Source organism: Salipiger sp., assembly GCF_048261495.1.
GTDB lineage: Bacteria > Pseudomonadota > Alphaproteobacteria > Rhodobacterales > Rhodobacteraceae > Salipiger.
This window is the reverse complement of sequence record NZ_JBLXFX010000001.1, coordinates 550,996-573,605: the sequence shown is the minus strand read 5'-3', so window position 1 is coordinate 573,605 and position 22,610 is coordinate 550,996. Positions and strand designations below refer to the sequence as shown.

Genomic DNA, 22,610 nt, shown 5'->3' with positions numbered 1-22,610 from the left:
CTCGCGACGCCCTCCGGCAAGGTGTTGCGCCCTCCGGATCGGACTGTCGAAAAAAGGTGGTGAATGGCCGTTGACAGTTCCCCGGGCTCCGCGTAAACGCCTGCCTCACATCACCTGTGCCCAGGTGGCGGAATGGTAGACGCGCTGGCTTCAGGTGCCAGTGGCCGCAAGGCCGTGGAGGTTCGAGTCCTCTCCTGGGCACCACTTCACCCCCGCCCGGGGTTGGCGTGATGGACCTCCCTCAGTCCCGACAATCGTTGGCGCGCGACTGTCAGTTGAATGCTGCGTTTCCGCCAGCACATCCGGCATCCGCCGCTCTCCGCCTGATCTCGGCTCCGTGTACCGGCGTCGCATTGCGTGCGGGACTGGCGCAAGCTAGGCTTCCCCGAACTTGTACAAGGAGGCGCGAGCATGCCCAGTCAGAGAATCCGCTTCATCCGCCTTGCCCTCCTGGCGGCGCTCGGCACCGGGCTGGCCGGTCCCTCCGCGGCCGACAGCCTCGCGGGGGACTACCTCGCCGCGCGGCAGGCAAGCTTTGTCGGGGATTACCAGGTTGCCGCGGATTACTACAGCCGGGCCATCGCCTTCGACCCGGAGAACCCGGAACTGCTGGAGCGCGCGACGCTGGCCAACCTGTCGCTGGGTGAGGTGGAACGCGCCAAGGCGCTCGCCGACCAACTGACCGCCAAGGGCTTCAACAGCCAAGTGGCGCACATGGCGCAGATCGCCGTCCTCGCCAAGGAAGAGAACTACCCGGAGCTTCTGGCCCGCATCAAGGATCAGAAGGCCATCGGCCCGCTGGTCGACGGGCTGGTCTCGGCCTGGGCCCATGTGGGTCAGGGCGATGTCACGGCGGCGCTGCAGGCGTTCGACGACCTTGCGGACGAACGCGGGCTTTCCGGTTTTGCCGGGTATCACAGGGCGCTGACGCTGGCTTCGGTCGGGGATTTCGAAGGCGCCGAGAAGATCTTTGCCGAAAACGGCGCGGGCAACATGCAGTTCACCCGCCGCGCGATCACCGGGCGCGCCGAGATCCTGTCCCAGCTCGACCGGACCGACGAGGCCGTGCAACTGATCGACCAGGGCTTCGGTCCGATCCTCGATCCGGGGCTCGCGGCGCTTCGGCAATCGCTGGCGAATGGCGAAAAGCTGCCCTTCTCGCTGGTATCGACCCCGCGCGACGGGGTGGCCGAGGTGTTCTACACTCTCGCCGCCGCGCTTTCGAACGAGGCCAACGACGACTTTACCCTGCTCTATTCGCGGATTGCCGAATACCTCCGCCCCGATCATGTCGGCGCCATCCTGATGTCGGCCGAATTGCTCCAGAAGCTCGGGCAGACCGATCTTGCCATCGCCGCCTACAAGAAGGTGCCGCGCAGCGATCCGTCCTATCAGGCGGCGGAGCTCGGCCGGGCGGACGTGTTGCGCCGCGCCGGCAAGACCGATGCCGCGGTCGAGGTGCTGGAACAGTTGGCCGCCACCGACGGCAACCTTGCGGCGGTGCAGTCCGCGCTCGGCGATCTCATGCGGCAGCTCGAACGCTGGGACGATGCCATCGCGGCTTATGACCGGGCCCTGGCGACCTTCGACAAGGAAGATCCCGCGCAGTGGTTCCTCTATTATGCCCGCGGCATCAGCAAGGAGCGCAAGGGCGACTGGGAGGCCGGGGAAGCCGACTTCCGCGCCGCGCTGAAGCTCAACCCGAACCAGCCGCAGGTTCTGAACTATCTCGGCTATTCGATGGTCGAACATCATGTCAGCCTCGACGAGGCGCTCGGCATGATCGAAAAGGCCGTCGCCGCGGAACCGCAGAGCGGCTACATCGTCGACAGCCTCGGCTGGGCGCTCTACCGCCTCGGGCGCTATGACGAATCCGTCGAACACATGGAACGCGCGGCCGAACTGATGGCGGTCGATCCGGTGGTGAACGATCACCTCGGCGATGTCTACTGGGCGGTGGGGCGCAAGCTCGAAGCCGAATTCCAGTGGAAACGCGCGCTGAGCTTCGTCGACTGGAAGGAAGCCTCGGACGAGGTCGATCCCGAGCGCATCCGCCGCAAGCTGGCCGTCGGGCTGGACCAGGTGCTGGCCGACGAAGGCGCGCCGCCGCTCAAGGTCGCCCGTGAAACGGATTGAAGTCTTCGCCCCGGCCAAGGTCAACCTGTCGCTGCATGTCACCGGACGCCGGACGGACGGGTATCACCTGCTCGATTCGCTCGTCGTCTTCGCCCCGGTCGGGGATCGGCTGGTCCTGCGCGGGGCGGACGACTGGTCGCTGACCGTCGACGGCCCCGAGGCAGAGGACGTCCCGACCGACGGGCGCAACCTTGCCCTTGCCGCCGCGACCCTGCTCGGCGACGCCCCCCGCGCGGCGCTGTCGCTGCACAAGGCGCTCCCCCCCGCCTCGGGGATCGGGGGCGGTTCGGCGGATGCGGCGGCGGCCCTGCGCGGGATGATCTCCTTGGCGAATGACGGGACGGCGGGTGGCGATGGGGCGGCCCTCGATCGTCATGCGCCCGGCATTCTCGCCCTCGGGGCGGACATTCCGATGTGCCTGCGCTCTGCCCCTGCCCGCGTGCGGGGCATCGGCGAAGACCAGAGCCCCGTCAACCTGCCCCCGCTACCGGCCGTGCTGGTCAATCCGCGCAGGCCGGTGTCCACGCCGGAGATCTTTCGCAGGCTGGAATGCCGGGACAATCCGGCGATGCCGGATGTCCTGCCACCCTTCCCCGATGCCGTGGCGCTGGTCGCCTTCCTGGCCGGGATGCGCAACGATCTCGAAGCGCCCGCCTGCGCCGCGCAACCGGCGATCGTCGAGGTGCTGGCGGCCCTGCGGAAACGCGGCGGTTGCCGGCTCGCCCGCATGTCTGGATCGGGGGCGACCTGTTTCGGCCTGTTCGACAGCAACGATGAAGCCGAAGCCGCCGCCGCTGCAATCAGCCGTGAACACCCCGGCTGGTGGGTCGCCCACGGCGCGCTCGGCGACATGTCCGGACGCGCCGCGCCCGTGCGTCAGTAGACCCGCGCCACCACGAAATCCGCAAGGTCGATCAGCAGATCGCGCAACTCGCTCTCCGGCAGCAGGCCGAGCGACGCCTTGGCCTTTTCCGTCCAGCCCAGGGCATCGTCGCGGGTCGCCTCAAGCGTGCCGTGCAGCCGGAGCAGGCGCAGCGCCTCCTCGAGGTCGCCGTCCCGCTGGTCGCCCTTCTCGATGGTGCGTTTCCAGAACCGGCGCTCCTCGTCGGAGGCAGCGGCAACGGCCTTGATGACCGGCAGGGTCAGCTTGCGTTCGCGGAAATCGTCGCCGACGTTCTTACCGGTGGAGGAGGCATCGCCCTGGTAGTCGAGCAGGTCGTCCACGATCTGGAACGCGATCCCGAGCGCGTCTCCGTAATCGTGCAGCGCGCGGATCTGCGCCTCTTCGACACCCGCGATCACGCCGCCCACCTCGGTCGCCGCCGAGAACAGCGCCGCCGTCTTGCCGCGCACCACCTGCAGGTAGATGTCTTCGCTGGTGCGAAGATCCTGGGCCGCCGTGAGTTGCAGCACTTCGCCTTCCGCGATGGTCGCGGCGGCATTGGCGAGGATGTCGAGCACCCGCAGGCTGCCGGTTTCGACCATCAGCTGGAACGAGCGGGCAAAGAGATAATCCCCGACCAGAACGCTCGACTTGTTGTCCCAGAGTAGGTTCGCCGTCGGCCGGCCCCGGCGCTTTTCGCTTTCGTCCACCACGTCGTCGTGCAGGAGCGTCGCCGTATGGATGAACTCCACCGTGGCGGCCAGCTTGACGTGATCGTCGCCCTCGTACCCGCACATGCGCGCGGCGGCGAGCGTCAGCATCGGGCGCAGGCGCTTGCCGCCCGCCTCCACGAGATGCGCCGTCACCTCCGGAATGCGCGGCGCATGGCGCGACGCCATCCGCTGCCGGATCAGCGCATTGACGCGGTCCATGTCGCCCGACAGCAACCCGGCCAGAACGTCATGCGGCTTGTGGTTCGGTGTGTCCAACCCCATCGACCTTTGCCCCCCAGGGTCTCGACAAATGGCCGGCCCTGACCTTACATCCCCTGTCATGGAAGAGCTTCTGCGCACAAACGACATCACGCTGATCCCGTTGGTGAGGAGCATCCTCGACGGTGAGGGTATAGCCAGCTTCGAGCTGGACGTAAACATGAGCATCCTCGAGGGAAGCTTGGGCATTCTGCCGCGCCGCCTGATGGTGCGCGCCTCGGAACTGGACGAGGCAAGGCGGGTGCTGCGGCTCAACGGCATCAAGATTGAGACGTGAGCCGTTTTCCGACCAGGAACTGAGCCGCGACGCCTTTCTCGGCGGGCGCGCCACCCTTTGCCAGCCACGGGACGGCTATCGCGCCGGCATCGACCCGGTCCTTCTTGCCGCCACCGTGCCCGCGCGGCCCGGAGACACCGTGCTGGAGCTCGGATGCGGGGCGGGTGCGGCGCTGGTCTGTCTCGGCGTCAGGGTCGGGTCGCTGGCGCTGACCGGGATCGAGGTGCAGCCGGGCTATGCGGCCCTCGCCCGCGTCAACCTGGCCGAAAACCAGCTTTCCGGCACCGTGATCGAGGCGGACATCACCGCCCCGCCGCCGCCGATCCGGGCGCAGTCCTTCCATCACGTCATGGCCAATCCCCCGTATTTCCTGCCTCACGACCGAAGCGCCGCCGGGGATGACGGCAAGGAACTGGGCCTCGCCGGGCCCGCGCCGCTGAAACTCTGGGTCGAACTGGCCGCGCGCCGTCTGCGCCCGGGAGGAACCGCGACCTTCATCCAGCGCGCCGATCGCCTGCCGGAACTGCTGGCCGCCGCGCAGGAGCGATTGGGTTCGCTGGAACTGTGGCCCCTCGCGCCCCGGATCGGGCGGCCGCCGCGGCTGATCCTGCTGCGCGGGCGCAAGGGCGGGCGGGCGGCTTTCCGCTTTCACGCGCCGCTGATTCTGCACGAAAACGCGACCCACCTTGAAGACGGCGAGGATTATACCGACGTCATCAGGGCCACGCTGAGAGACGGCAAGCCGCTGTTTTTCCCCGCGTGACCGTCCGCCATCGGCGGAATGTAACACTTTGTTGAGACACATGGCGCGTCGCGCGTGACTCAAAGCCGATGTTGTGGTGGAGTGGAGTCTCAACTTGGCACAAGGAGGACGTTATGAGCTTGAGTTCGCACCTGCAGGAACTGAAGAAAAAACACCAACACCTCTCAACCGCTGTGGAGGAGATGCAGCGAAGCCCCGGCGTGGATGACCTGCATGTCGCCGAACTGAAGAAGCAGAAACTCCGGATCAAGGAAGAAATCACCCGACTTGGCGCGCGTCCGCACTGACGCGACAATCGGTTCCGGCCCGGGATCCCCCGGGCCGGTGTCCAGAGACCTGATCCGACACCAAAGACACCGGGCCGCGTTACGCGGCCTTTTTTGTTGCCCGTTCGCAGGGGATCGGCCCGCCCCCGCATGCAAAAGGCCCCGGGACATGCCCGGGGCCCGATGACCGGCTGGCGGTCGCGTCAGACGAAGAACTGCGCGCCGTTGGCCGAAATGGTCGACCCGTTGATGAAACCCGCATCATCCGACGCCAGGAACACCACGCAGCGCGCGATCTCTTCCGGCTCGCCGAGGCGGCCGGCCGGGATCTGTGCGATGATCGATTCCCGCACCTTCTCGGGAACCGCCATCACCATCTCGGTGGCGATGTAGCCGGGGCAGATCGCGTTGGCGGTGATGCCGGCGCGCGCGCCTTCCTGGGCCAGCGACTTCACGATCCCGAGGTCGCCCGCCTTGGTCGCGGCATAGTTCACCTGTGCGAACTGGCCCTTCTGGCCGTTGATCGAGGAAATCACGATCACGCGGCCGAACTTGCGCTCGCGCATGCCGGGCCAGATCGGGTGAACGGTGTTGAACACGCCGGTGAGGTTGGTGCCGATGACCTCGTTCCACTGATCCGGGGTCATCTTGTGGAACGGCGCATCGCGGGTGATCCCGGCATTCGCGACGACCACGTCGATCGGGCCGAGATCGGCCTCGACCTTGGCGATGCCCTCCTTGGACGACTCGTAGTCGGCCACGTTCCACTTGTAGGTCTTGATACCCGTGGCTTCGGTGAAGGCCGCTGCCTTTTCATCGTTACCGGCATAGGTGGCCGCGACGGTGTAGCCCTCGGCTTTCAGCGCCTTGGAAATCGCCTCGCCGATGCCCCGGCTGCCGCCGGTGACCAATGCAACTCTCGCCATGATATCCTCCAAATATGGCTTACGCTCGGCAATCTTGTTATCCCGCCAAGCTCACGCGCGCAACAATATTACTCAAAAATGCCGCGCTTGCGAAAAGATCGGAAAGGAGAGGCGCAAGCTGCGCCCCTCTCCGCCGGTTCGCGTCAGTCCCGCTCGACGCAGAGCGCAACGCCCATGCCGCCGCCGATGCAGAGCGTCGCGAGGCCCTTCTTCGCGTCGCGGCGCTGCATTTCGAACAGCAGGGTGTTCAGGACGCGCGCGCCGGAGGCGCCGATCGGGTGGCCGATGGCGATGGCGCCGCCGTTCACGTTCACGATCGAGGGATCCCAGCCCATGTCCTTGTTCACGGCGCAGGCCTGCGCGGCAAAGGCTTCGTTGGCTTCAACCAGGTCGAGATCGGAGACGGACCAGCCGGCCTTTTCCAGCGCCTTGCGCGAAGCGTAGATCGGACCGACGCCCATGATCGACGGGTCCAGACCGGCCGTCGCATAGGAGGCGATGCGCGCCAGAGGCTTGATTCCGCGCTTTTCGGCATTCGCGGCGGACATCAGCAGCACGCCGGCGGCGCCGTCGTTGATGCCGCTGGCATTTGCCGCCGTGACCGTGCCGTCCTTGGTAAAGGCCGGACGCAGTTTCTGCATGCCTTCGATGGTCGCGCCGTGCCGGATGTATTCGTCCTTGTCGACCACGATATCGCCCTTCCGGGTCTTGATGGTGAAAGGGATCACCTCGTCATCGAACTTGCCGGCCTTCTGGGCCGCCTCGGCCTTGTTCTGCGAGGCCAGCGCGAATTCGTCCTGCATCTCGCGCGAGATCTGCCACTGTTCGGCGACGTTCTCGGCGGTCTGCCCCATGTGGTAGCCGTTGAAGGCATCCCAGAGGCCGTCCTTGATCATCGTGTCGATGAACTTGAGGTCGCCCATCTTCTGACCGGCGCGGATCGCCTGGGCATGGGGGGACATGGTCATGTTTTCCTGCCCGCCGGCACAGACGATGTCGGCATCGCCGAGCTGGATGTGCTGGGCGGCCAGCGCGACGGTGCGCAGGCCCGAGCCGCAGACCTGGTTGATCGACCAGGCGGCGCTTTCCTTGGGGAGACCGGCGTTGATATGGGCCTGACGGGCGGGGTTCTGACCCTGAGCCGCGGTCAGGACCTGGCCGAGGATGGTTTCCGAGACCTCGCCCTTCTCGATCCCGGCGCGCGCGACCAGCGCTTCGAGCACGGCAGCTCCGAGGTCGTGGGCGGGCGTATTGGCAAACGCCCCACTGAAACTGCCCACGGCGGTGCGGGCCGCGGATGCGATAACGACATTGGTCATGATGATCCCTCCAAGCTTGGCACGGCAGGGGACCGTACCGCCCATCCGGGCAGCGCACCCCCAACGTTGCGATGTGGCTAAGTCATAACTTGACGCGAGGACACAGGACAGGGTGTCTCAGCCCGGTTTTTCAAGTTTTTTGAAAGGATCGCCCGGCATTGGTGGCTGTTTTCGCGCCGTTTTCCGCCCGGGGGCGGAGGCGATCAGGCGCTGACCGGCCGCTTTTGCCGCTCGCGCCATGCGGGTGCGACGGTCGGGGCGCCGAACAGATAGCCCTGCATGCAGTCGATTCCGAGCGCGGCAAGGCAGGCCGCATCCTCCGGATGCTCGACCGATTCGGCTACCGTGTACATGTCGAACTGTTCCGCGATGGAGATGATCGCGCGGGTCAGCACCTGGTTGTCGGCATCGGTCGCGATCCCGCGGATGAACTGCCCGTCGATCTTGAGGATGTCGAAGCTGAAGTCCTTGAAATGGCGCAGCGCGGTGTATCCGGACCCGAAATCGTCCATGGCAAAGGTGATTCCCCGGCTCTGAAGGTCGCCCATGAAACGGATGACCAGTTCGGGCACCAGCATGGCCGAGGTTTCGGTGATTTCGAGGATCAGCCGTTCCGCGACGGTGGGGTCGTGATCCAGCCCGCGCGACAGGGTGCGCATCCATTTCCTGTAGCCGATCGACCGCGCCGACATGTTCACCGCGATCCGCAGACCGGGTTCGCGCGCAAGCTCAGCCAGCCCCTTTTCCAGAGCGATGCAGTCGAGCATGCGCCCGTGCTCCGTCTCTTCGACCGCCAGTATGAACTCCTTGGCGGGTACGACGCGCCCGGTTTCGTCCAGGACGCGAATCAGCGCCTCGTGATAGGCGACCTGATCGGCGCGACGGCTCTGCACCACCGGCTGAAAGGCCAGCATCACCTGACGGTGCCGGATCGCCCTGCGAACGGTCTCGAGCACCCGGAGATCGCGGGTCTCGACAGCAAGGTCGAGGGGATTGTGCGCGTTCATCATCAAACAGCCTCGGTTCCGACGACCGGCCGGCGCAGGGCCGACTCGGTGCCCGGACACCTTGACCGACCTCTCCTTAACCGGGGCTGAATCCGCGCATTTAGCGCCAATTTTCCGCACCTCGCGCGCAGGCGGGTCGACCCGGTTGACTCCCCCGCGAAAGCGCCTATAAGCGCGCCTTCATTGGTGTTGGTGGCCCCCGCAAGGGGATGCCCTGTCGCTCCGGCAAAATCCGGGGAGAGGACAACGCCCTTCGAAACCCGAACGAAGGAGATCAGCCGTGACCAAACGCACGTCTGCCAAGTACAAACTCGACCGCCGGATGGGCGAAAACATCTGGGGTCGTCCGAAATCCCCGGTGAACAAGCGTGAATACGGCCCCGGCCAGCACGGTCAGCGCCGCAAGGGCAAGCTGTCCGACTTCGGCCTGCAGCTGCGCGCCAAGCAGAAGCTGAAGGGTCACTACGGCGACCTGACCGAAAAGCAGTTCCGCCGCATCTTCGCCGATGCCGAGCGCATCAAGGGTGACACCGGCGAGCTGCTCATCGGCCTGCTCGAGCGCCGCCTCGACGCCGTCGTCTACCGCGCCAAGTTCGTGCCGACCGTCTTCGCCGCCCGTCAGTTCGTCAACCACGGCCACGTGCTGGTGAACGGTCAGCGCGTGAACATCCCCTCCTACCGCGTGAAAGAGGGTGACGTGATCGAGGTTCGCGAGAAGTCCAAGCAGATGGCGGCCGTGCTCGAAGCATCGCAGCTGCCGGAGCGTGACGTTCCCGACTACCTCGAAGTCGACCACTCCAAGATGGTCGCGACCTTCGTGCGCACCCCGGCACTGGCGGACGTTCCCTTCGCCGTGCAGATGGAACCGCACCTCGTCATCGAATTCTACGCGCAGAACTGATCGTTCCGCGTCATTCGACATCGCAAGGCCGTGCCCCTCGGGGCGCGGCCTTTTTCGTTGCCGCCCCTGTGCCGCAAAAACAGGCAAATCCGGGGGCGGGTGGCACGCCGGGAATTTTACCGATTGATAAAATTTCCGACCTGTGGAAGCCTTTTCCCCGACAACAGGCAGCGGGAGGCGACCGATGGACGCAAAGACCTTGGCACCCGGTATCCGTCCGGGGCGGCTGGAAGCGGCACAGATCGAGGCGGGGTTCACGGACCTTCATCCCCCGCTCGACGGTCACGAGGCGCAGGTGGCGGCCGATCGCTGCTATTTCTGCCATGACGCGCCCTGCATGACGGCCTGCCCGACCTCGATCGACATTCCCCTGTTCATCCGGCAGATCGCCACCGGCACCCCGGAAGCGGCGGCAAGGACGATCCTGTCGCAGAACATCCTCGGCGGCATGTGCGCCCGCGTCTGCCCGACCGAAACCCTCTGCGAAGAGGTCTGCGTGCGCGAAGTGGCCGAGGGCAAGCCGGTCGAGATCGGGCGCCTCCAGCGCTTTGCAACCGACACGGTGATGAGCCGGAACGCGCATCCCTTCGAGCGCGCCGCGCCCACCGGCAAGACCGTGGCGGTGGTCGGCGCCGGCCCGGCGGGTCTGTCCTGTGCGCACCGACTGGCGATGAAGGGTCATGACGTCGTGCTCTTCGACGCGCGGCCCAAGGCGGGCGGGCTCAACGAATACGGCATCGCCGCCTACAAGAGCACCGACGACTTCGCGGCCCGCGAGGCGGCGTGGCTCATGCAGATCGGCGGCATCACCCTCAGGACCGGCCAGGCGCTCGGGCGCGACATGACGCTGGAGGATCTGACGGCAAGCCACGACGCGGTGTTCCTCGGCGTCGGGCTGGGCGCGGTGAATGCGCTCGGGACCGAGGGCGAGGATCGGGGCGGCGTTCTCGACGCGGTCGACTTCATCTCCGATCTGCGCCAGTCGACCGACCTCGGCACGCTTCCGGTGGGACGCGACGTGGTGGTGATCGGCGGCGGCATGACGGCGGTCGATGCCGCTGTGCAATCCCGGCTGCTCGGCGCGATGAACGTCACCATCGTCTACCGGCGGTCGCAGGCCCGGATGGCGGCGTCGGTCTATGAACAGGAACTGGCGGCGGCGAAGGGCGTGCGGATCATCTGCAACGCCTCGCCGGTCGCCGTTCACGGCAACGGCGCGGTGCGCGAGGTGGAATTCGCCTTCACCACGGACGATCTGACCCCCACCGGCGACACCTTCCGCCTGCCCGCCGACCAGGTGTTCCGCGCCATCGGGCAGACGCTGGTGGCCGAGGGCCTGCCCGAGCTGGCGGGACGCAAGATCGCGGTGACCGGCGCGGGGCGGACCTCCGTTCCCGGCGTCTGGGCCGGAGGAGACTGCGCCTCTGGTGGCGACGACCTGACCGTAACGGCGGTGGCCGAAGGTCGCGACGCCGCCGAAGACATCCACGCAAGCCTGATGGAGCAAGCGAATGGCTGACCTGTCGTCGAATTTCGTGGGCATCAAATCCCCCAACCCGTTCTGGCTGGCGTCGGCCCCGCCGACGGACAAGGAGTACAACGTCCGCCGCGCCTACGAGGCGGGATGGGGCGGCGTGGTCTGGAAGACCCTGGGAGAGGCCGGCCCCCCCGTCGTCAACGTCAACGGCCCGCGCTACGGCGCGATCTGGGGCGCGGACCGGCGGCTGCTGGCGCTCAACAACATCGAGCTCATCACCGACCGTCCGCTGGAAGTGAACCTGCGCGAGATCAAGGCGGTCAAGCGCGATTACCCGGATCGCGCCCTCGTGGTTTCGCTGATGGTGCCCTGCACCGAGGAGGCCTGGAAGGCCATCCTGCCGCTGGTCGAGGAAACCGGCGCCGACGGGGTCGAGCTGAACTTCGGCTGCCCGCACGGGATGTCGGAGCGGGGCATGGGCTCGGCCGTCGGGCAGGTGCCCGAATACATCGAGATGGTCACGCGCTGGGTCAAGCAGAACACCCGCATGCCCTGCATCGTCAAGCTGACGCCCAACATCACCGATATCCGCAAACCCGCCATGGCGGCCCATGCGGGCGGTGCCGATGCGGTGAGCCTGATCAACACGATCAACTCCATCACCGCCGTGAACCTCGACGATTTCGCGCCGGAACCGACCATCGACGGCAAGGGTGCGCATGGCGGCCTCTGCGGTCCTGCGGTCAAGCCCATCGCGCTCAACATGGTGGCCGAGATCGCGCGGTCGCCCGAGATGCGGGGCCTGCCGATTTCCGGCATCGGGGGTGTCACCACCTGGCGCGACGCTGCCGAGTTCATGGCGCTCGGCGCGGGCAACGTGCAGGTCTGTACCGCCGCGATGACCTACGGGTTCAAGGTCGTTCAGGAGATGATCTCGGGCCTGTCGCAATATCTCGACGACAAGAGCATGGGGATCGACGATCTGGTGGGCCGCGCGGTGCCGAACGTCAGCGACTGGCAGCACCTGAACCTGAACTACATCGCCAAGGCAAAGATCGACCAGGACGCCTGCATCAGCTGCGGGCGGTGCTATGCCGCCTGCGAGGACACCTCGCATCAGGCCATCGCCATGTCGGAGGACCGGGTGTTCACGGTCAAGGACGACGAATGCGTGGCCTGCAACCTCTGCGTCAACGTCTGCCCGATCGACGGCTGCATCACGATGGAGCCGATGGCCCCCGGCGCGGTGGACCCGCGCACCGGCCGGACCGTGCCGGCGGACTATGCGAACTGGACGACGCACCCCAACAACCCGATGGCGCAGCCTGCGGAGTGATGCGCAGGCCCCCGGCGGCATGTCCGCCGGGGCAAAGTACGGCGCCTAGGGGGTCAGCAACCTGCGGAACATCTCGACCACGTGGGTGTTGGCCGAGGCGCGGGCCAGCGCCGCGTCCGGCATGAGCACCTGCACCTGGGCGTCGAAATCCGCGTAGTGCTGGGTCATCGCCCAGATGGAAAAGATCAGGTGACCGGGGTCCATCTCGGCGATCAGTCCCTGTTCCATCCAACCCCGGATCAGCGCACATTTCTCATCGAAGACCGGCTTCAAGCTGCTTTCGAGATGCGGCCCCATGCGCGGCGCGCCCTGGATGATCTCGAGCGCGAACAGCCGGCTTTCGCGCGGATAGAGATGGCTCATCTCCATCTTGCGGCGCACGTAGCCCAGGAGTTCGGCCATCGGGTCGCCCTGCGGGTCCATCTCGATGATCGGGGCCATCCATTCTTCCATCAGGCCGTTCAGCAGCGCGACGTGGATCGCTTCCTTGCCGTCGAAATAGTAGATGAGGTTGGGTTTGGACATGCCCGCGGCTTCGGCGATCTGGTCCAGCGTCGCGCCGCGATAGCCGTGCTGCGAAAACACGTCGAGCGCCGCGTCCATGATCTTTTTCCGGTTCCGCTTCTGGATGCGGCTCGGCTTCTTGCCGGGGCTTCCGTCCATACCTCTCCCTGTCGTGCCGTTTTTCCGGGCATTCCTGCCCGCGTCCTGCATGATCCGGTGGCGTTTCCCGGCAGTCAATTCTTGACTCGATCCGGGCCGGTTGCAATCGTGCCTTTACCAAATGGTAAAAAACGCCGGCGAGCGGGTGGCAGCCGCGCGATTTGACGGCAGAACAGGGGTCACGAGATGACAGCACCGGGCGAAAACCTCCGGATCGATGGTGAACGGTTGTGGGACAGCCTGATGGAGATGGCAAAGATCGGGCCCGGCATCGCGGGCGGCAACAATCGCCAGACCCTGACCGATGACGATGCGAAGGGCCGCGAGCTGTTCAAATCCTGGTGCGATGCGGCGGGTCTGACCATGGGGGTCGACCGGATGGGCAGCATGTTCATGATGCGCGAGGGCACCGATCCCGACGCGCTGCCGGTCTACGTGGGCTCGCATCTCGACACGCAGCCGACCGGCGGGAAATACGACGGCGTGCTGGGGGTGCTCGGCGCGCTTGAGGCGGTGCGGTCGATGAACGATCTCGGGATCAGGACCAGGCACCCGATCTGCGTGGTGAACTGGACCAACGAGGAAGGCGCGCGGTTTGCGCCGGCCATGCTGGCTTCCGGCGTCTTTGCCGGAGAGCTGACGGAGGATTACGCCTATTCCCGCACCGACCCCGAGGGCAAGACCTTCGGCGAGGAGCTGGAGCGCATCGGCTGGAAGGGCGAGGAAGAGGTCGGCGCACGCAGGATGCACGCCTACTACGAGCTGCACATCGAACAGGGCCCGATCCTCGAGGCCGAGGGCAAGGACATCGGTGTCGTCACCCATTGCCAGGGGCTCTGGTGGCTGGAATTCACCCTGACCGGACGCGAGGCGCATACCGGCTCCACCCCGATGGAGATGCGGGTCAACGCCGGGCTGGCGATGGCGCGCATCCTCGAGATGGTGCAGGAGGTGGCGATGGCCGCGCAACCCGGCGCCGTGGGCGGCGTCGGCCAGATGAAATTCGCGCCCAATTCGCGCAACGTGCTGCCGGGGACGGTGGTCTTTACCGTCGACATCCGCTCGCCCGACCAGGACAAGCTGGACGGCATGCGGGCCGAGATCGAAACGCGTGCGGCCGCGATCTGCGCCGAGATCGGTGTCGGCTGCGCGGTCGAGGCGGTGGGCCATTTCGACCCGGTGACCTTCGATCCCGAACTGGTCGGCAACGTGCGCAAAGCTGCCGAGGAGCTGGGTTATTCGCACCTGAACATCATCTCCGGCGCGGGTCACGATGCCTGCTGGGCGGCCAAGGTGGCGCCCGCGACCATGGTGATGTGCCCCTGCGTGAAGGGCATCTCGCACAACGAGGCCGAGGAGATTTCCAAGGAATGGGCGACGGCGGGGGCGGAGGTGCTGTTCCGGGCGGTGCTCGAGACGGCGGAGATCGTGGCGTGACATGCCGCGCCGCCGGTTTGGCGGCAGCGGCCGGAGCGGGGGCCGGCCCCCGCACCCCCGGGATATTTTCAGCCAGAAGAAGATGCGGACCTTGTCCGTCAGAGGGAGCCAGAGCATGAGCAAAGTCATCAGGAACGGGACCGTCGTGACGGCGGATCTGAGCTACAAGGCCGACGTGCTGGTGGAGGGAGGAAAGATCGTCGCGATCGGTCCCGACCTGACCGGCGACGAGGTGCTCGACGCCACCGGCTGTTACGTGATGCCGGGCGGGATCGACCCGCATACGCACCTGGAAATGCCCTTTATGGGAACCTATTCCAGCGACGATTTCGAAAGCGGCACGCGGGCGGCGCTTGCCGGAGGGACGACGATGGTGGTCGATTTCGCCCTGCCCTCGCCCGGCCAGGGGCTGCTCGACGCGCTGCAGATGTGGGACAACAAGTCCACGCGGGCGCATTGCGACTATTCCTTCCACATGGCGATCACCTGGTGGTCGGAGCAGGTCTTCAACGAGATGGAGACCGTGGTGAAGGAGCGCGGCATCACCACCTTCAAGCACTTCATGGCCTACAAGGGCGCGCTGATGGTGAACGATGACGAGCTCTATTCGAGCTTTCAGCGTTGCGCCGAGCTGGGGGCGATCCCTCTGGTGCACGCAGAGAACGGCGACGTGGTGGCGGAGCTTTCGGCCAAGCTGCTGGCAGCGGGCAACAACGGCCCGGAGGGGCATGCCTATTCCCGCCCGCCCCAGGTCGAGGGCGAGGCGACCAACCGCGCCATCATGATCGCGGACATGGCGGGGGTGCCGCTTTATGTGGTGCATGTCAGCTGCGAGGACAGCCACGAGGCCATCCGCCGCGCCCGGATGCAGGGCAAGCGGGTCTGGGGCGAGCCATTGATCCAGCACCTGACTCTCGACGAGAGCGAGTATTTCGACAAGGACTGGGATCATGCCGCGCGGCGGGTCATGTCGCCTCCGTTCCGCAACAAGATGCACCAGGACAGCCTCTGGAACGGGCTGGCCTCGGGGTCGCTGAGCTGCGTGGCGACCGATCACTGCGCCTTTACCACTGAACAAAAGCGCTACGGCGTGGGGGATTTCACCAAGATCCCCAATGGCACCGGCGGGCTGGAGGACCGGATCCCCATGCTCTGGACCTATGGCGTGGGCACCGGGCGGCTGACGCCGAACGAGTTCGTCGCCGTGACCTCGACCAATATCGCCAAGATCCTCAACTGCTATCCCGAGAAGGGGGCGATCCTGGTCGGGGCGGATGCCGACATCATGGTGCTCGATCCGGAGAAGACCAAGACGATCAGCGCCGCCAGCCAGCAATCCGCCATCGATTACAACGTCTTCGAGGGCAAGGAGGTGAAGGGCCTGCCGCGCTACGTGCTGACCCGCGGCAGGGTCGCCGTGGTGGATGGTGCCTTCGAGGGTGAGGAAGGTCACGGCAACTTCGTCAAGCGTGAGCCGTCGGGCGCGGTGAACAAGGCGCTGTCCTCGTGGAAGGAGCTGACCGCGCCCCGGCCGGTCCAGCGGTCGGGCATCCCGGCGAGCGGGGTGTGAATGCATCCGGCAAGCAACGAGATGCTCCCGTACGGGGAGGTGAAGGACGCGCATCGGCGCGCGGGGTCCGGGGCGCGCTGCGGTCTATCCCGCGTTGACGGGCGGATGCGGGGGGCCCGCGGGGAGGTGGATCGGATAGGCCGTCTCCTCCGTCCGGCTGAAACCGGGCGCGCACCGGGCGCGACGGTTTCCCGGAGGCGTTGCCATGAGCGTTGAGCCATCGGCGACGGCAGCCGGGTCGCGTGTCGTGTCGGCGCGGGATCTCGACCTGACCTTTCAGACCAATGACGGGCCGGTCCATGCGCTGAAGGGGGTGACCCTGACGGTGGAGAAGGGCGATTTCGTCTCCTTCATCGGGCCGTCCGGTTGCGGAAAGACCACCTTCCTGAGGGTGATGGCGGACCTCGAACAGCCGACCTCGGGCACCATTCTCGTCAACGGGACGAGCCCGGAACAGGCGCGCAAGGCGCGTGCCTACGGCTATGTCTTTCAGGCGGCGGGTCTGTATCCGTGGCGCACCATCGGCGGCAACATCCGCCTGCCGCTCGAGATCATGGGATATGCGAAGGCCGATCAGGCGGCGCGGGTGAAGCGGGTGCTCGAACTGGTCGAACTTTCGGGATTCGAGAAGAAATTCCCCTGGCAGCTCTCCGGCGGCATGCAGCAGCGCGCCTCCATCGCGCGGGCGCTGGCCTTCGACGCGGATCTGCTGCTGATGGACGAACCGTTCGGCGCGCTGGACGAGATCGTGCGCGATCACCTGAACGAACAGCTTCTGGCGCTCTGGGCGCGGACGCAGAAGACCATCTGTTTCGTCACCCATTCGATCCCCGAGGCGGTTTACCTCTCGACCAAGATCGTCGTCATGTCGCCACGCCCGGGCCGGATCACCGACGTGATCGAAAGCACCCTGCCCCGCGAGCGACCGCTCGACATCCGCGACACGCCGGAATTCCTCGCCATCGCGCACCGCGTGCGCGAAGGCCTGCGGGCGGGGCACGCCTATGACTGATGCGCCGATGCCGCGCCGCGCCACCGCCGAGGACGTGCCCGCGATGGCCGCAGTGGTGAACGCCTGGGTCGATGCGACGGAGTGGTTCCCGCGGGATCATGCGCCCGAGGTGATCGAGGGCTTCATCCGCGACGCCCTGCCCTACCGGGAAATCTGGGTGATCGGCGCGCCGGTTGCCGGGTATCTCTCCTTCGATCCGGAATCCGGGCGGATCGGGGGGCTGTACTGCCTGCGCCAGGGCGAAGGGCTCGGCAAGGCACTGATGGATGCGGTGAAGGCGGGGCGGACCCACCTCTGGCTGCAGACCCATGTCCCCAACCTGCGGGCGCAGGCCTTCTACCGCCGCGAGGGCTTTGTTCAGGTCGGCGGCGAAATCACGCCGGAACCGCCGGACACCGTGCCGGAGCTGCGCATGGAGTGGCGGGCATGAGGGCGGTCTGGCCGGTTCTCTGCGTCGTCGCGGCGATCGTCCTGATCTGGTATGCGGGCGCCGTCGCGCTCAACGCGCAATGGGCGCGGGACGTCGCGGCCCGGCAGGATCGCACGCTGACCTTTTCCGAACTGGTGGCCGACACCTGGGCACAGGAGAAACCCAAGCTTCCGGCGCCGCACCAGGTGGTGGCCGAACTCTGGCAGACCACCGTGGAAAAGAACGTCACCTCGAAGCGCAGCCTCGTCTACCATGCCTGGGTGACGCTGTCCGCCACGCTGCTGGGCTTTGCGCTGGGGACGGCGCTTGGGTTCCTGCTGGCGGTCGGCATCGTGTACGTCCGGGTCATGGACATGAGCGTCATGCCCTGGGTCATCGCCTCGCAGACCATCCCGATCCTCGCCGTCGCGCCGATGATCATCGTCGTGCTGAACGCGATGGGGATTTCGGGCCTGCTGCCCAAGGCGATGATCTCGATGTACCTGTCGTTCTTTCCGGTGGTCGTCGGCATGGTCAAGGGGCTGCGGTCCCCCGACGCGATGCAGCTCGACCAGATGCGGACCTGGAGCGCCGGCAAGGCGCAGGAGTTCCTCAAGCTGCGGCTGCCGTCCTCCATGCCCTACCTGTTCACTTCGATGAAAATCGCCATGGCGGCCAGCCTCGTCGGGGCCATCGTGGGAGAGCTGCCGACCGGCGCGGTGGCGGGGCTGGGCGCGAGGTTGCTCGCGGGCAGCTACTACGGCCAGACCATCCAGATCTGGTCGGCGCTGTTCATGGCTGCGGGAATCGCGGCGGGGATGGTGGCGCTGATCGGGCTGATCCAGCGCATCACGCTGAAACGGATGGGGATGGGATGATGTGGATCCTGCTCGGCATCGCCGCCTGGATCGCGGGATGGGCGCTGAACATCCGGCTGGCCCGGCGGCCGCGCAGCCGCGCCGTGTCGCTTGCGGTGCCGGTGATCTTCGGCGCCACCCTGATCGTCATGTGGGAAGCGGCGGTGCGGGGCTTCGGCATCTCGCCCGTGCTGCTGCCCGCCCCGAGCGCCATCGCCGAGGAATTCGGCCACAGCGCGCATCTGCTCCGCGAGGATTTCGTGCAGACCGTCATCAAGGGCGCACTGACCGGCTACCTCATCGGATGCGCGGCGGCGCTTGTCGTCGCGGTGATCGTGGACCGCTTCGATTTCCTGCGCCGCGGCCTGCTGCCGGTGGGCAATTTCGTCGCCGCCCTGCCGATCATCGGCATCGCGCCGATCCTCGTGATGTGGTTCGGCTTCGACTGGCAGTCCAAGGCGGCGGTGGTCGTGGTGATGGTGTTCTTCCCGATGCTGGTCAACGCCGTCGAGGGGCTGCGCGACACCAGCGCGATGCAGCGCGATCTCATGCGGACCTACGCGGCGGGCTACTGGACGACCCTTCTGAAACTGCGCCTGCCCGCCGCCATGCCCTTTGTCTTCAACGGGCTCAAGATCGCCTCGACCCTCGCGCTCATCGGCGCCATCGTTGCCGAATTTTTCGGCTCTCCGATCCGGGGCATGGGGTTCCGCATCTCGACCAGCGTGGGGCTTCTTGCGCTGGATCTGGTCTGGGCCGAAATCGTCGTTGCGGCGATCGCGGGGTCGGCATTCTATGGCGGTATCGCTCTGATCGAGCGGGCCGTGACGTTCTGGCATCCTTCGCAACGGGGCCACGGATAAAACCGGACGACCAACAAGGAGGTAACAATGAAAACATTCACCACACTGACCGTCGCGGCGGCGATGACCCTCGGGGCGGGCATGGCGCAGGCCGCCGACGAGCTGACGCTGCAGCTGAAGTGGGTCACGCAGGGCCAGTTCGCGGGCTACTACGTGGCCAAGGACAAGGGCTTCTACGACGAGGAAGACCTCGACGTGACGATCAAGCCGGGCGGCCCCGACATCGCCCCCGTGCAGGTGCTGCTGGGCGGCGGCGCGGATGTCATGGTCGACTGGCTTCCCTCGGCCCTCGCCGCGCGCGAAAACGGCGCGCCCATCGTGAACATCGCGCAGCCGTTCAAATCCTCCGGCCTGATGCTCACCTGCCTCAAGGAGCACGGCATCGAGACCCCCGCCGACTTTCCCGGCCACACGCTCGGCACCTGGTTCTTCGGCAACGAACTGCCGCTCTATTCCTGGATGTCGAAGCTCGGCTATGCGACCGACGGCTCCGAAGGCGGCGTGACGATCCAGAAGATCAACTTCAACGTCGATCCGCTGCTGCAGAAGCAGGTCGAATGCGCCACCACCATGACCTACAACGAGTACTGGCAGGTCATCGACGCGGGCCTCGCGCCCGAGGATCTCGTTGTCTTCAAGTACCAGGACGAAGGCATCGCGACGCTGGAGGACGGCCTCTACACCACCGAGGAGAACCTTGCCGATCCGGCGATGGTGGAAAAGCTGGTCCGCTTCGTGCGCGCCTCGATGAAGGGCTGGAAATACGCCGAGGAGAACCCCGACGAAGCCGCGGAGATCGTGCTGGAGAATGACGAGACCGGCGCCCAGACCGAGAAGCACCAGAAGCGCATGGTGGGCGAGATCGCCAAGCTGACCGCAGGCTCGGACGGCACGCTCGACCCGGCGGATTTCCAGCGCACCGTCGAAGTGCTGCTGAGCGCCGGCGCCGATCCGGTCATCACCAAGGACCCGGGCGAAGCGGCCTGGACCCATGCGATCACGGACGAAGCGCTGAAGTGAGCCGCGACTGCGGCCAGGAAAGAAGGGGTGGCCATGACGGCCACCCCTTTTCCGATGATGAAATGACTTCAACCAAGCCTCATCCGGGGGGTGGAGCGACAGGCTCCCGAGGCACCAGCTTGCAATCAATATGCGGGGCGATACCTAGGCGGCGCGTATGACAGCGCCATGACGCGACGATGACCGTTCGACGATCCGGACGCGCCTAGCCGCCGATGCGTCTTTCCCGCATCAGAAAGATCACGTCGGCCGTGTTGAACGGCCGCACGAGAACGTCGAACCCCGCCGCCTGTCCGCGTTCCTCGGCATCATCCCCCATCAGAACGATTCGCGCACCGCGACTGGCCAGCGCCTGTCCGAGCGGCGAAACGGCGACCTGTTCCGGTGCCAGGTGGATGAAGGCCATCGAAATTTCCGGCATCGTTTCGATCAGGGAAAGGGCCTCCTCGATCGAGAAGGAAGCCACGATCCGGGAGGTCGGATGTTGCTCTGCGATGGTCCTCGAAAGATCGTCGACGGCAAAAGGGTCCTTGCCGAAGAGCAGGAAAGCCGGCGCCTGCTCGGCCATGTTGTGTGCAATCATTGCATGCCTTTGTGAACGAATTCCTCTCTATATGGTACAGCGCGGAATTTTCTGCATTAAACTGCGACATAGCTTCAGGGAAAGAGTTAACGAATGCACGCGACCGACTGCCGGAACTGCCCTCTGCGCGACCTCGAACTGTTCCGGGATTTCTCCGAAGAGGAACTCGGCTTCATGGAGGGGTTCAAGGCCGGCGAGATCAGCGTCGATCCCGGCACCACCCTGCTGATCGAGGAATCCAATTCTCCCCAGCTCTACACCGTGCTCTCGGGAATGGGCGTGCGTTACAAGACCCTTGAAAACGGGCGGCGGCAGGTTCTGAACTTCATCTTTCCGGGCGATTTCGTCGGGTTGCAGGCCGGGGTTCTGGGCGAGATGCGCCACTCCGTCGAGGCGACGACCAAGATGTCGCTCTGCATCTTCCGGCGGGACGACCTCTGGCGGCTGTTCCGCACGCAACCGACGCTGGCCTACGACGTGACATGGATTTCCGCCGCCGAAGAGCATTTCCTGGGCGAGACGATCGCCACGCTCGGACAGCGCGACGCGACGCAGCGAATCGCATGGGCGCTCTACCGGGTGTACCAGCGCATCCTGGCCTCGGGTCTCGGCAAGAAGGGCAAGGTGCCCTTTCCCTTCCGGCAGCAGGATCTTGCGGATTCGCTGGGGTTGTCGCTGGTGCACACCAACAAGGTGCTTGCCCGGATGCGGCTGAAATCGCTCCTGTCCTGGTCGGACGGTGTGCTCTGCATCGACGACGTGGAGGCGCTGGCCGAGGTGGCGCTGTTGGACCTGGAACCGATCGAGCAGCGCCCCCTTCTCTGAGGGCGCCGCCGGGATCAGTGCCGCAGGGTGTCGCCGTAGGCGATCTTCGGCGTCAGTTCGATGATCTTTTCGAAGCTCGCATCGGGGTTGTCGACCCGCGCTGCGATGATCTCGGCCGCCTTCGTGCCGATCTCGGTCCGGCAGGCATCCATCGTCGCCAGCTTGCGCGGAAGACCCTGGAGCAGTTCGACCCCGTTGAACCCGGCAAGGCCGATCTCGGACGGGATCTTGCGGCCCTGGTCGAGCAGGTGAAGCAAGCCGCCCGCGCCGATCATGTCATTGGAGTAATAGAGGAAATCCAGCTCCGGCTCGCGCTCCAGAATGGTCTGGGTCATCTCGCGCCCCTTGGCGAGCGCGGACCCGCCGGAATAGAATTCCTGTTCGAGAACCTCGACACCGCCCTTGGCAAGCGCCTCGGTGAACCCCTCGAACCGTTTGCGCGCCCGGTAGTCGAGCGGCATCTTGGTGCCCAGGAAGCCGATCTTCTGATAGCCCGCGCGCAGGATCGCCTTGGCCATCTCGCGCCCCGCCCGGCGATGGGAAATGCCGACGGCGGTGTCGATCGGCGTGCCGTCGGTATCCATGATCTCGACCACCGGAATGCCGCTGGATTTCAGCATGGCCTTGGACGCCTCGGAATGCTCGATCCCTGCGATGATGACCCCGGAGGGCCGCCAGGACAGCATCTCGTAGAGGACGCGCTCTTCCTTTTCGGGGGTGTAGTCGGTCACGCCCACCACCGGCTGAAGGTCGGTATCCTCGAGAACCGCGGAAATGCCTGCCATGACCTCGGGAAACACCATGTTGCGCATCGACGGAATGATGACCGCGACAAGGTTGACCCGCTGGCTCGCCAGCGCGCCGGCGATCTTGTTGGGCACGTAGCCGAGCGTCTTGGCCGCTTCGAGAACCCGCGCCCTGGTCGTTTCCGACACGTCCCCGCGGTTTCGCAGCACCCTGCTGACGGTCATTTCGGACACGCCCGAGGCTTCGGACACATCGCGCAGGGTCAAGGGGCGGGGATCATCGTCAGCCATGGGCGGCCTCCTCCAAGCTGTCGTCCGAGCGATGTTATCTGAACTTGAGCG

Annotated in this window: 23 protein-coding genes and 1 tRNA gene; 17 read left to right on the top strand and 7 right to left on the bottom strand. The window is 65.9% G+C overall.

The genetic code is table 11. The annotated features are described in order from the left end of the window. The first annotated feature begins 118 nt into the window (after positions 1 to 118). The 3 genes from ACN0RJ_RS02635 to ACN0RJ_RS02625 all read left to right on the top strand — a co-directional run bounded on the left by ACN0RJ_RS02635 (position 119) and on the right by ACN0RJ_RS02625 (position 3,019). Positions 119 to 204, top strand: a tRNA-Leu gene (locus ACN0RJ_RS02635). 207 nt (positions 205 to 411) lie between these two features. Further along, on the top strand, positions 412 to 2,136 hold the full coding sequence (locus ACN0RJ_RS02630; RefSeq protein ID WP_417718493.1) for a tetratricopeptide repeat protein: 1,725 nt from the start codon (positions 412 to 414) through the stop codon (positions 2,134 to 2,136). Beyond that, complete coding sequence (locus tag ACN0RJ_RS02625) at positions 2,123 to 3,019, top strand: 4-(cytidine 5'-diphospho)-2-C-methyl-D-erythritol kinase (protein WP_417723332.1); 897 nt, start codon at positions 2,123 to 2,125, stop codon at positions 3,017 to 3,019. Before ACN0RJ_RS02630 ends, ACN0RJ_RS02625 begins: the two co-directional genes overlap by 14 nt. On the opposite strand, the gene ACN0RJ_RS02620 is transcribed toward ACN0RJ_RS02625, so the two are convergent. Beyond that, positions 3,013 to 4,014, bottom strand: a complete 1,002-nt coding sequence (locus tag ACN0RJ_RS02620; protein WP_417718495.1) for a polyprenyl synthetase family protein — start codon at positions 4,012 to 4,014, stop codon at positions 3,013 to 3,015. The genes ACN0RJ_RS02625 and ACN0RJ_RS02620 overlap by 7 nt on opposite strands. A 58-nt stretch (positions 4,015 to 4,072) precedes the next feature. Here ACN0RJ_RS02620 and ACN0RJ_RS02615 point away from each other — a divergent pair, with 58 nt between their 5' ends. The 3 genes from ACN0RJ_RS02615 to ACN0RJ_RS02605 all read left to right on the top strand — a co-directional run bounded on the left by ACN0RJ_RS02615 (position 4,073) and on the right by ACN0RJ_RS02605 (position 5,338). Then, entirely contained in the window at positions 4,073 to 4,288 is a 216-nt protein-coding gene (locus tag ACN0RJ_RS02615; protein WP_417718496.1) for a DUF2007 domain-containing protein, read from the top strand. Then, entirely contained in the window at positions 4,278 to 5,051 is a 774-nt protein-coding gene (locus ACN0RJ_RS02610; RefSeq protein ID WP_417718497.1) for a tRNA1(Val) (adenine(37)-N6)-methyltransferase, read from the top strand. Before ACN0RJ_RS02615 ends, ACN0RJ_RS02610 begins: the two co-directional genes overlap by 11 nt. Positions 5,052 to 5,164: 113 nt before the next feature. Further along, entirely contained in the window at positions 5,165 to 5,338 is a 174-nt protein-coding gene (locus tag ACN0RJ_RS02605; protein ID WP_417718498.1) for a YdcH family protein, read from the top strand. Between the two features lie 182 nt (positions 5,339 to 5,520). Here the strand turns inward: ACN0RJ_RS02605 and phbB are convergent, their stop codons facing one another. The 3 genes from phbB to ACN0RJ_RS02590 all read right to left on the bottom strand — a co-directional run bounded on the left by phbB (position 5,521) and on the right by ACN0RJ_RS02590 (position 8,572). Further along, entirely contained in the window at positions 5,521 to 6,243 is a 723-nt protein-coding gene (gene phbB, locus ACN0RJ_RS02600) for an acetoacetyl-CoA reductase (RefSeq protein WP_417718499.1), read from the bottom strand. A gap of 143 nt (positions 6,244 to 6,386) precedes the next feature. Further along, entirely contained in the window at positions 6,387 to 7,562 is a 1,176-nt protein-coding gene (locus ACN0RJ_RS02595) for an acetyl-CoA C-acetyltransferase (protein ID WP_417723331.1), read from the bottom strand. 203 nt (positions 7,563 to 7,765) lie between these two features. Continuing rightward, complete coding sequence (locus ACN0RJ_RS02590; protein WP_417723330.1) at positions 7,766 to 8,572, bottom strand: EAL domain-containing protein; 807 nt, start codon at positions 8,570 to 8,572, stop codon at positions 7,766 to 7,768. A 277-nt stretch (positions 8,573 to 8,849) separates the two neighbouring features. On the opposite strand from ACN0RJ_RS02590, the gene rpsD reads away from it, so the two are divergent. From rpsD to preA, 3 genes are all read left to right on the top strand, one after another. Next, positions 8,850 to 9,470, top strand: coding sequence for a 30S ribosomal protein S4 (rpsD, locus tag ACN0RJ_RS02585; protein ID WP_417723329.1), 621 nt, complete (start codon positions 8,850 to 8,852; stop codon positions 9,468 to 9,470). A 184-nt stretch (positions 9,471 to 9,654) separates the two neighbouring features. Then, a complete protein-coding gene (locus tag ACN0RJ_RS02580; RefSeq protein WP_417723328.1) occupies positions 9,655 to 10,989 on the top strand; it encodes an NAD(P)-dependent oxidoreductase in 1,335 nt (444 codons plus the stop codon). Continuing rightward, entirely contained in the window at positions 10,982 to 12,283 is a 1,302-nt protein-coding gene (gene preA / locus ACN0RJ_RS02575) for an NAD-dependent dihydropyrimidine dehydrogenase subunit PreA (protein ID WP_417718504.1), read from the top strand. The genes ACN0RJ_RS02580 and preA overlap by 8 nt, the downstream gene beginning before the upstream one ends. 45 nt (positions 12,284 to 12,328) lie before the next feature. Here preA and ACN0RJ_RS02570 read toward each other — a convergent pair whose 3' ends face one another. Continuing rightward, a complete protein-coding gene (locus ACN0RJ_RS02570) occupies positions 12,329 to 12,946 on the bottom strand; it encodes a TetR family transcriptional regulator C-terminal domain-containing protein (protein ID WP_417723327.1) in 618 nt (205 codons plus the stop codon). Positions 12,947 to 13,132: 186 nt separating this feature from the next. Between ACN0RJ_RS02570 and ACN0RJ_RS02565 the strand changes: the two genes are divergently transcribed. From ACN0RJ_RS02565 to ACN0RJ_RS02535, 7 genes are all read left to right on the top strand, one after another. Beyond that, positions 13,133 to 14,383: a Zn-dependent hydrolase gene (locus ACN0RJ_RS02565; protein ID WP_417723326.1), complete on the top strand. Its 1,251-nt coding sequence runs from the start codon at positions 13,133 to 13,135 to the stop codon at positions 14,381 to 14,383. A gap of 115 nt (positions 14,384 to 14,498) precedes the next feature. Then, positions 14,499 to 15,953 (top strand): dihydropyrimidinase, encoded by a 1,455-nt coding sequence (gene hydA / locus ACN0RJ_RS02560; RefSeq protein ID WP_417723325.1) that lies wholly within the window; start codon positions 14,499 to 14,501, stop codon positions 15,951 to 15,953. Between the two features lie 205 nt (positions 15,954 to 16,158). After that, positions 16,159 to 16,965: an ABC transporter ATP-binding protein gene (locus ACN0RJ_RS02555; RefSeq protein WP_417723324.1), complete on the top strand. Its 807-nt coding sequence runs from the start codon at positions 16,159 to 16,161 to the stop codon at positions 16,963 to 16,965. Beyond that, complete coding sequence (locus ACN0RJ_RS02550; RefSeq protein WP_417718509.1) at positions 16,958 to 17,395, top strand: GNAT family N-acetyltransferase; 438 nt, start codon at positions 16,958 to 16,960, stop codon at positions 17,393 to 17,395. Before ACN0RJ_RS02555 ends, ACN0RJ_RS02550 begins: the two co-directional genes overlap by 8 nt. Continuing rightward, on the top strand, positions 17,392 to 18,252 hold the full coding sequence (locus ACN0RJ_RS02545) for an ABC transporter permease (protein ID WP_417718510.1): 861 nt from the start codon (positions 17,392 to 17,394) through the stop codon (positions 18,250 to 18,252). Before ACN0RJ_RS02550 ends, ACN0RJ_RS02545 begins: the two co-directional genes overlap by 4 nt. After that, on the top strand, positions 18,249 to 19,094 hold the full coding sequence (locus ACN0RJ_RS02540; protein ID WP_417723323.1) for an ABC transporter permease: 846 nt from the start codon (positions 18,249 to 18,251) through the stop codon (positions 19,092 to 19,094). Before ACN0RJ_RS02545 ends, ACN0RJ_RS02540 begins: the two co-directional genes overlap by 4 nt. A gap of 27 nt (positions 19,095 to 19,121) precedes the next feature. After that, positions 19,122 to 20,114, top strand: a complete 993-nt coding sequence (locus ACN0RJ_RS02535) for an ABC transporter substrate-binding protein (protein ID WP_417718512.1) — start codon at positions 19,122 to 19,124, stop codon at positions 20,112 to 20,114. A 205-nt stretch (positions 20,115 to 20,319) separates the two neighbouring features. Here ACN0RJ_RS02535 and ACN0RJ_RS02530 read toward each other — a convergent pair whose 3' ends face one another. After that, the gene (locus ACN0RJ_RS02530; protein WP_417723322.1) at positions 20,320 to 20,682 is read right to left on the bottom strand and encodes a hypothetical protein; all 363 of its coding nucleotides are present in this window, start codon (positions 20,680 to 20,682) and stop codon (positions 20,320 to 20,322) included. A 108-nt stretch (positions 20,683 to 20,790) separates the two neighbouring features. On the opposite strand from ACN0RJ_RS02530, the gene ACN0RJ_RS02525 reads away from it, so the two are divergent. Next, on the top strand, positions 20,791 to 21,522 hold the full coding sequence (locus tag ACN0RJ_RS02525) for a Crp/Fnr family transcriptional regulator (protein WP_417723321.1): 732 nt from the start codon (positions 20,791 to 20,793) through the stop codon (positions 21,520 to 21,522). Between the two features lie 14 nt (positions 21,523 to 21,536). Here ACN0RJ_RS02525 and ACN0RJ_RS02520 read toward each other — a convergent pair whose 3' ends face one another. Next, the gene (locus ACN0RJ_RS02520; RefSeq protein ID WP_417723320.1) at positions 21,537 to 22,559 is read right to left on the bottom strand and encodes a LacI family DNA-binding transcriptional regulator; all 1,023 of its coding nucleotides are present in this window, start codon (positions 22,557 to 22,559) and stop codon (positions 21,537 to 21,539) included. Between the last annotated feature and the right edge of the window lie 51 nt (positions 22,560 to 22,610).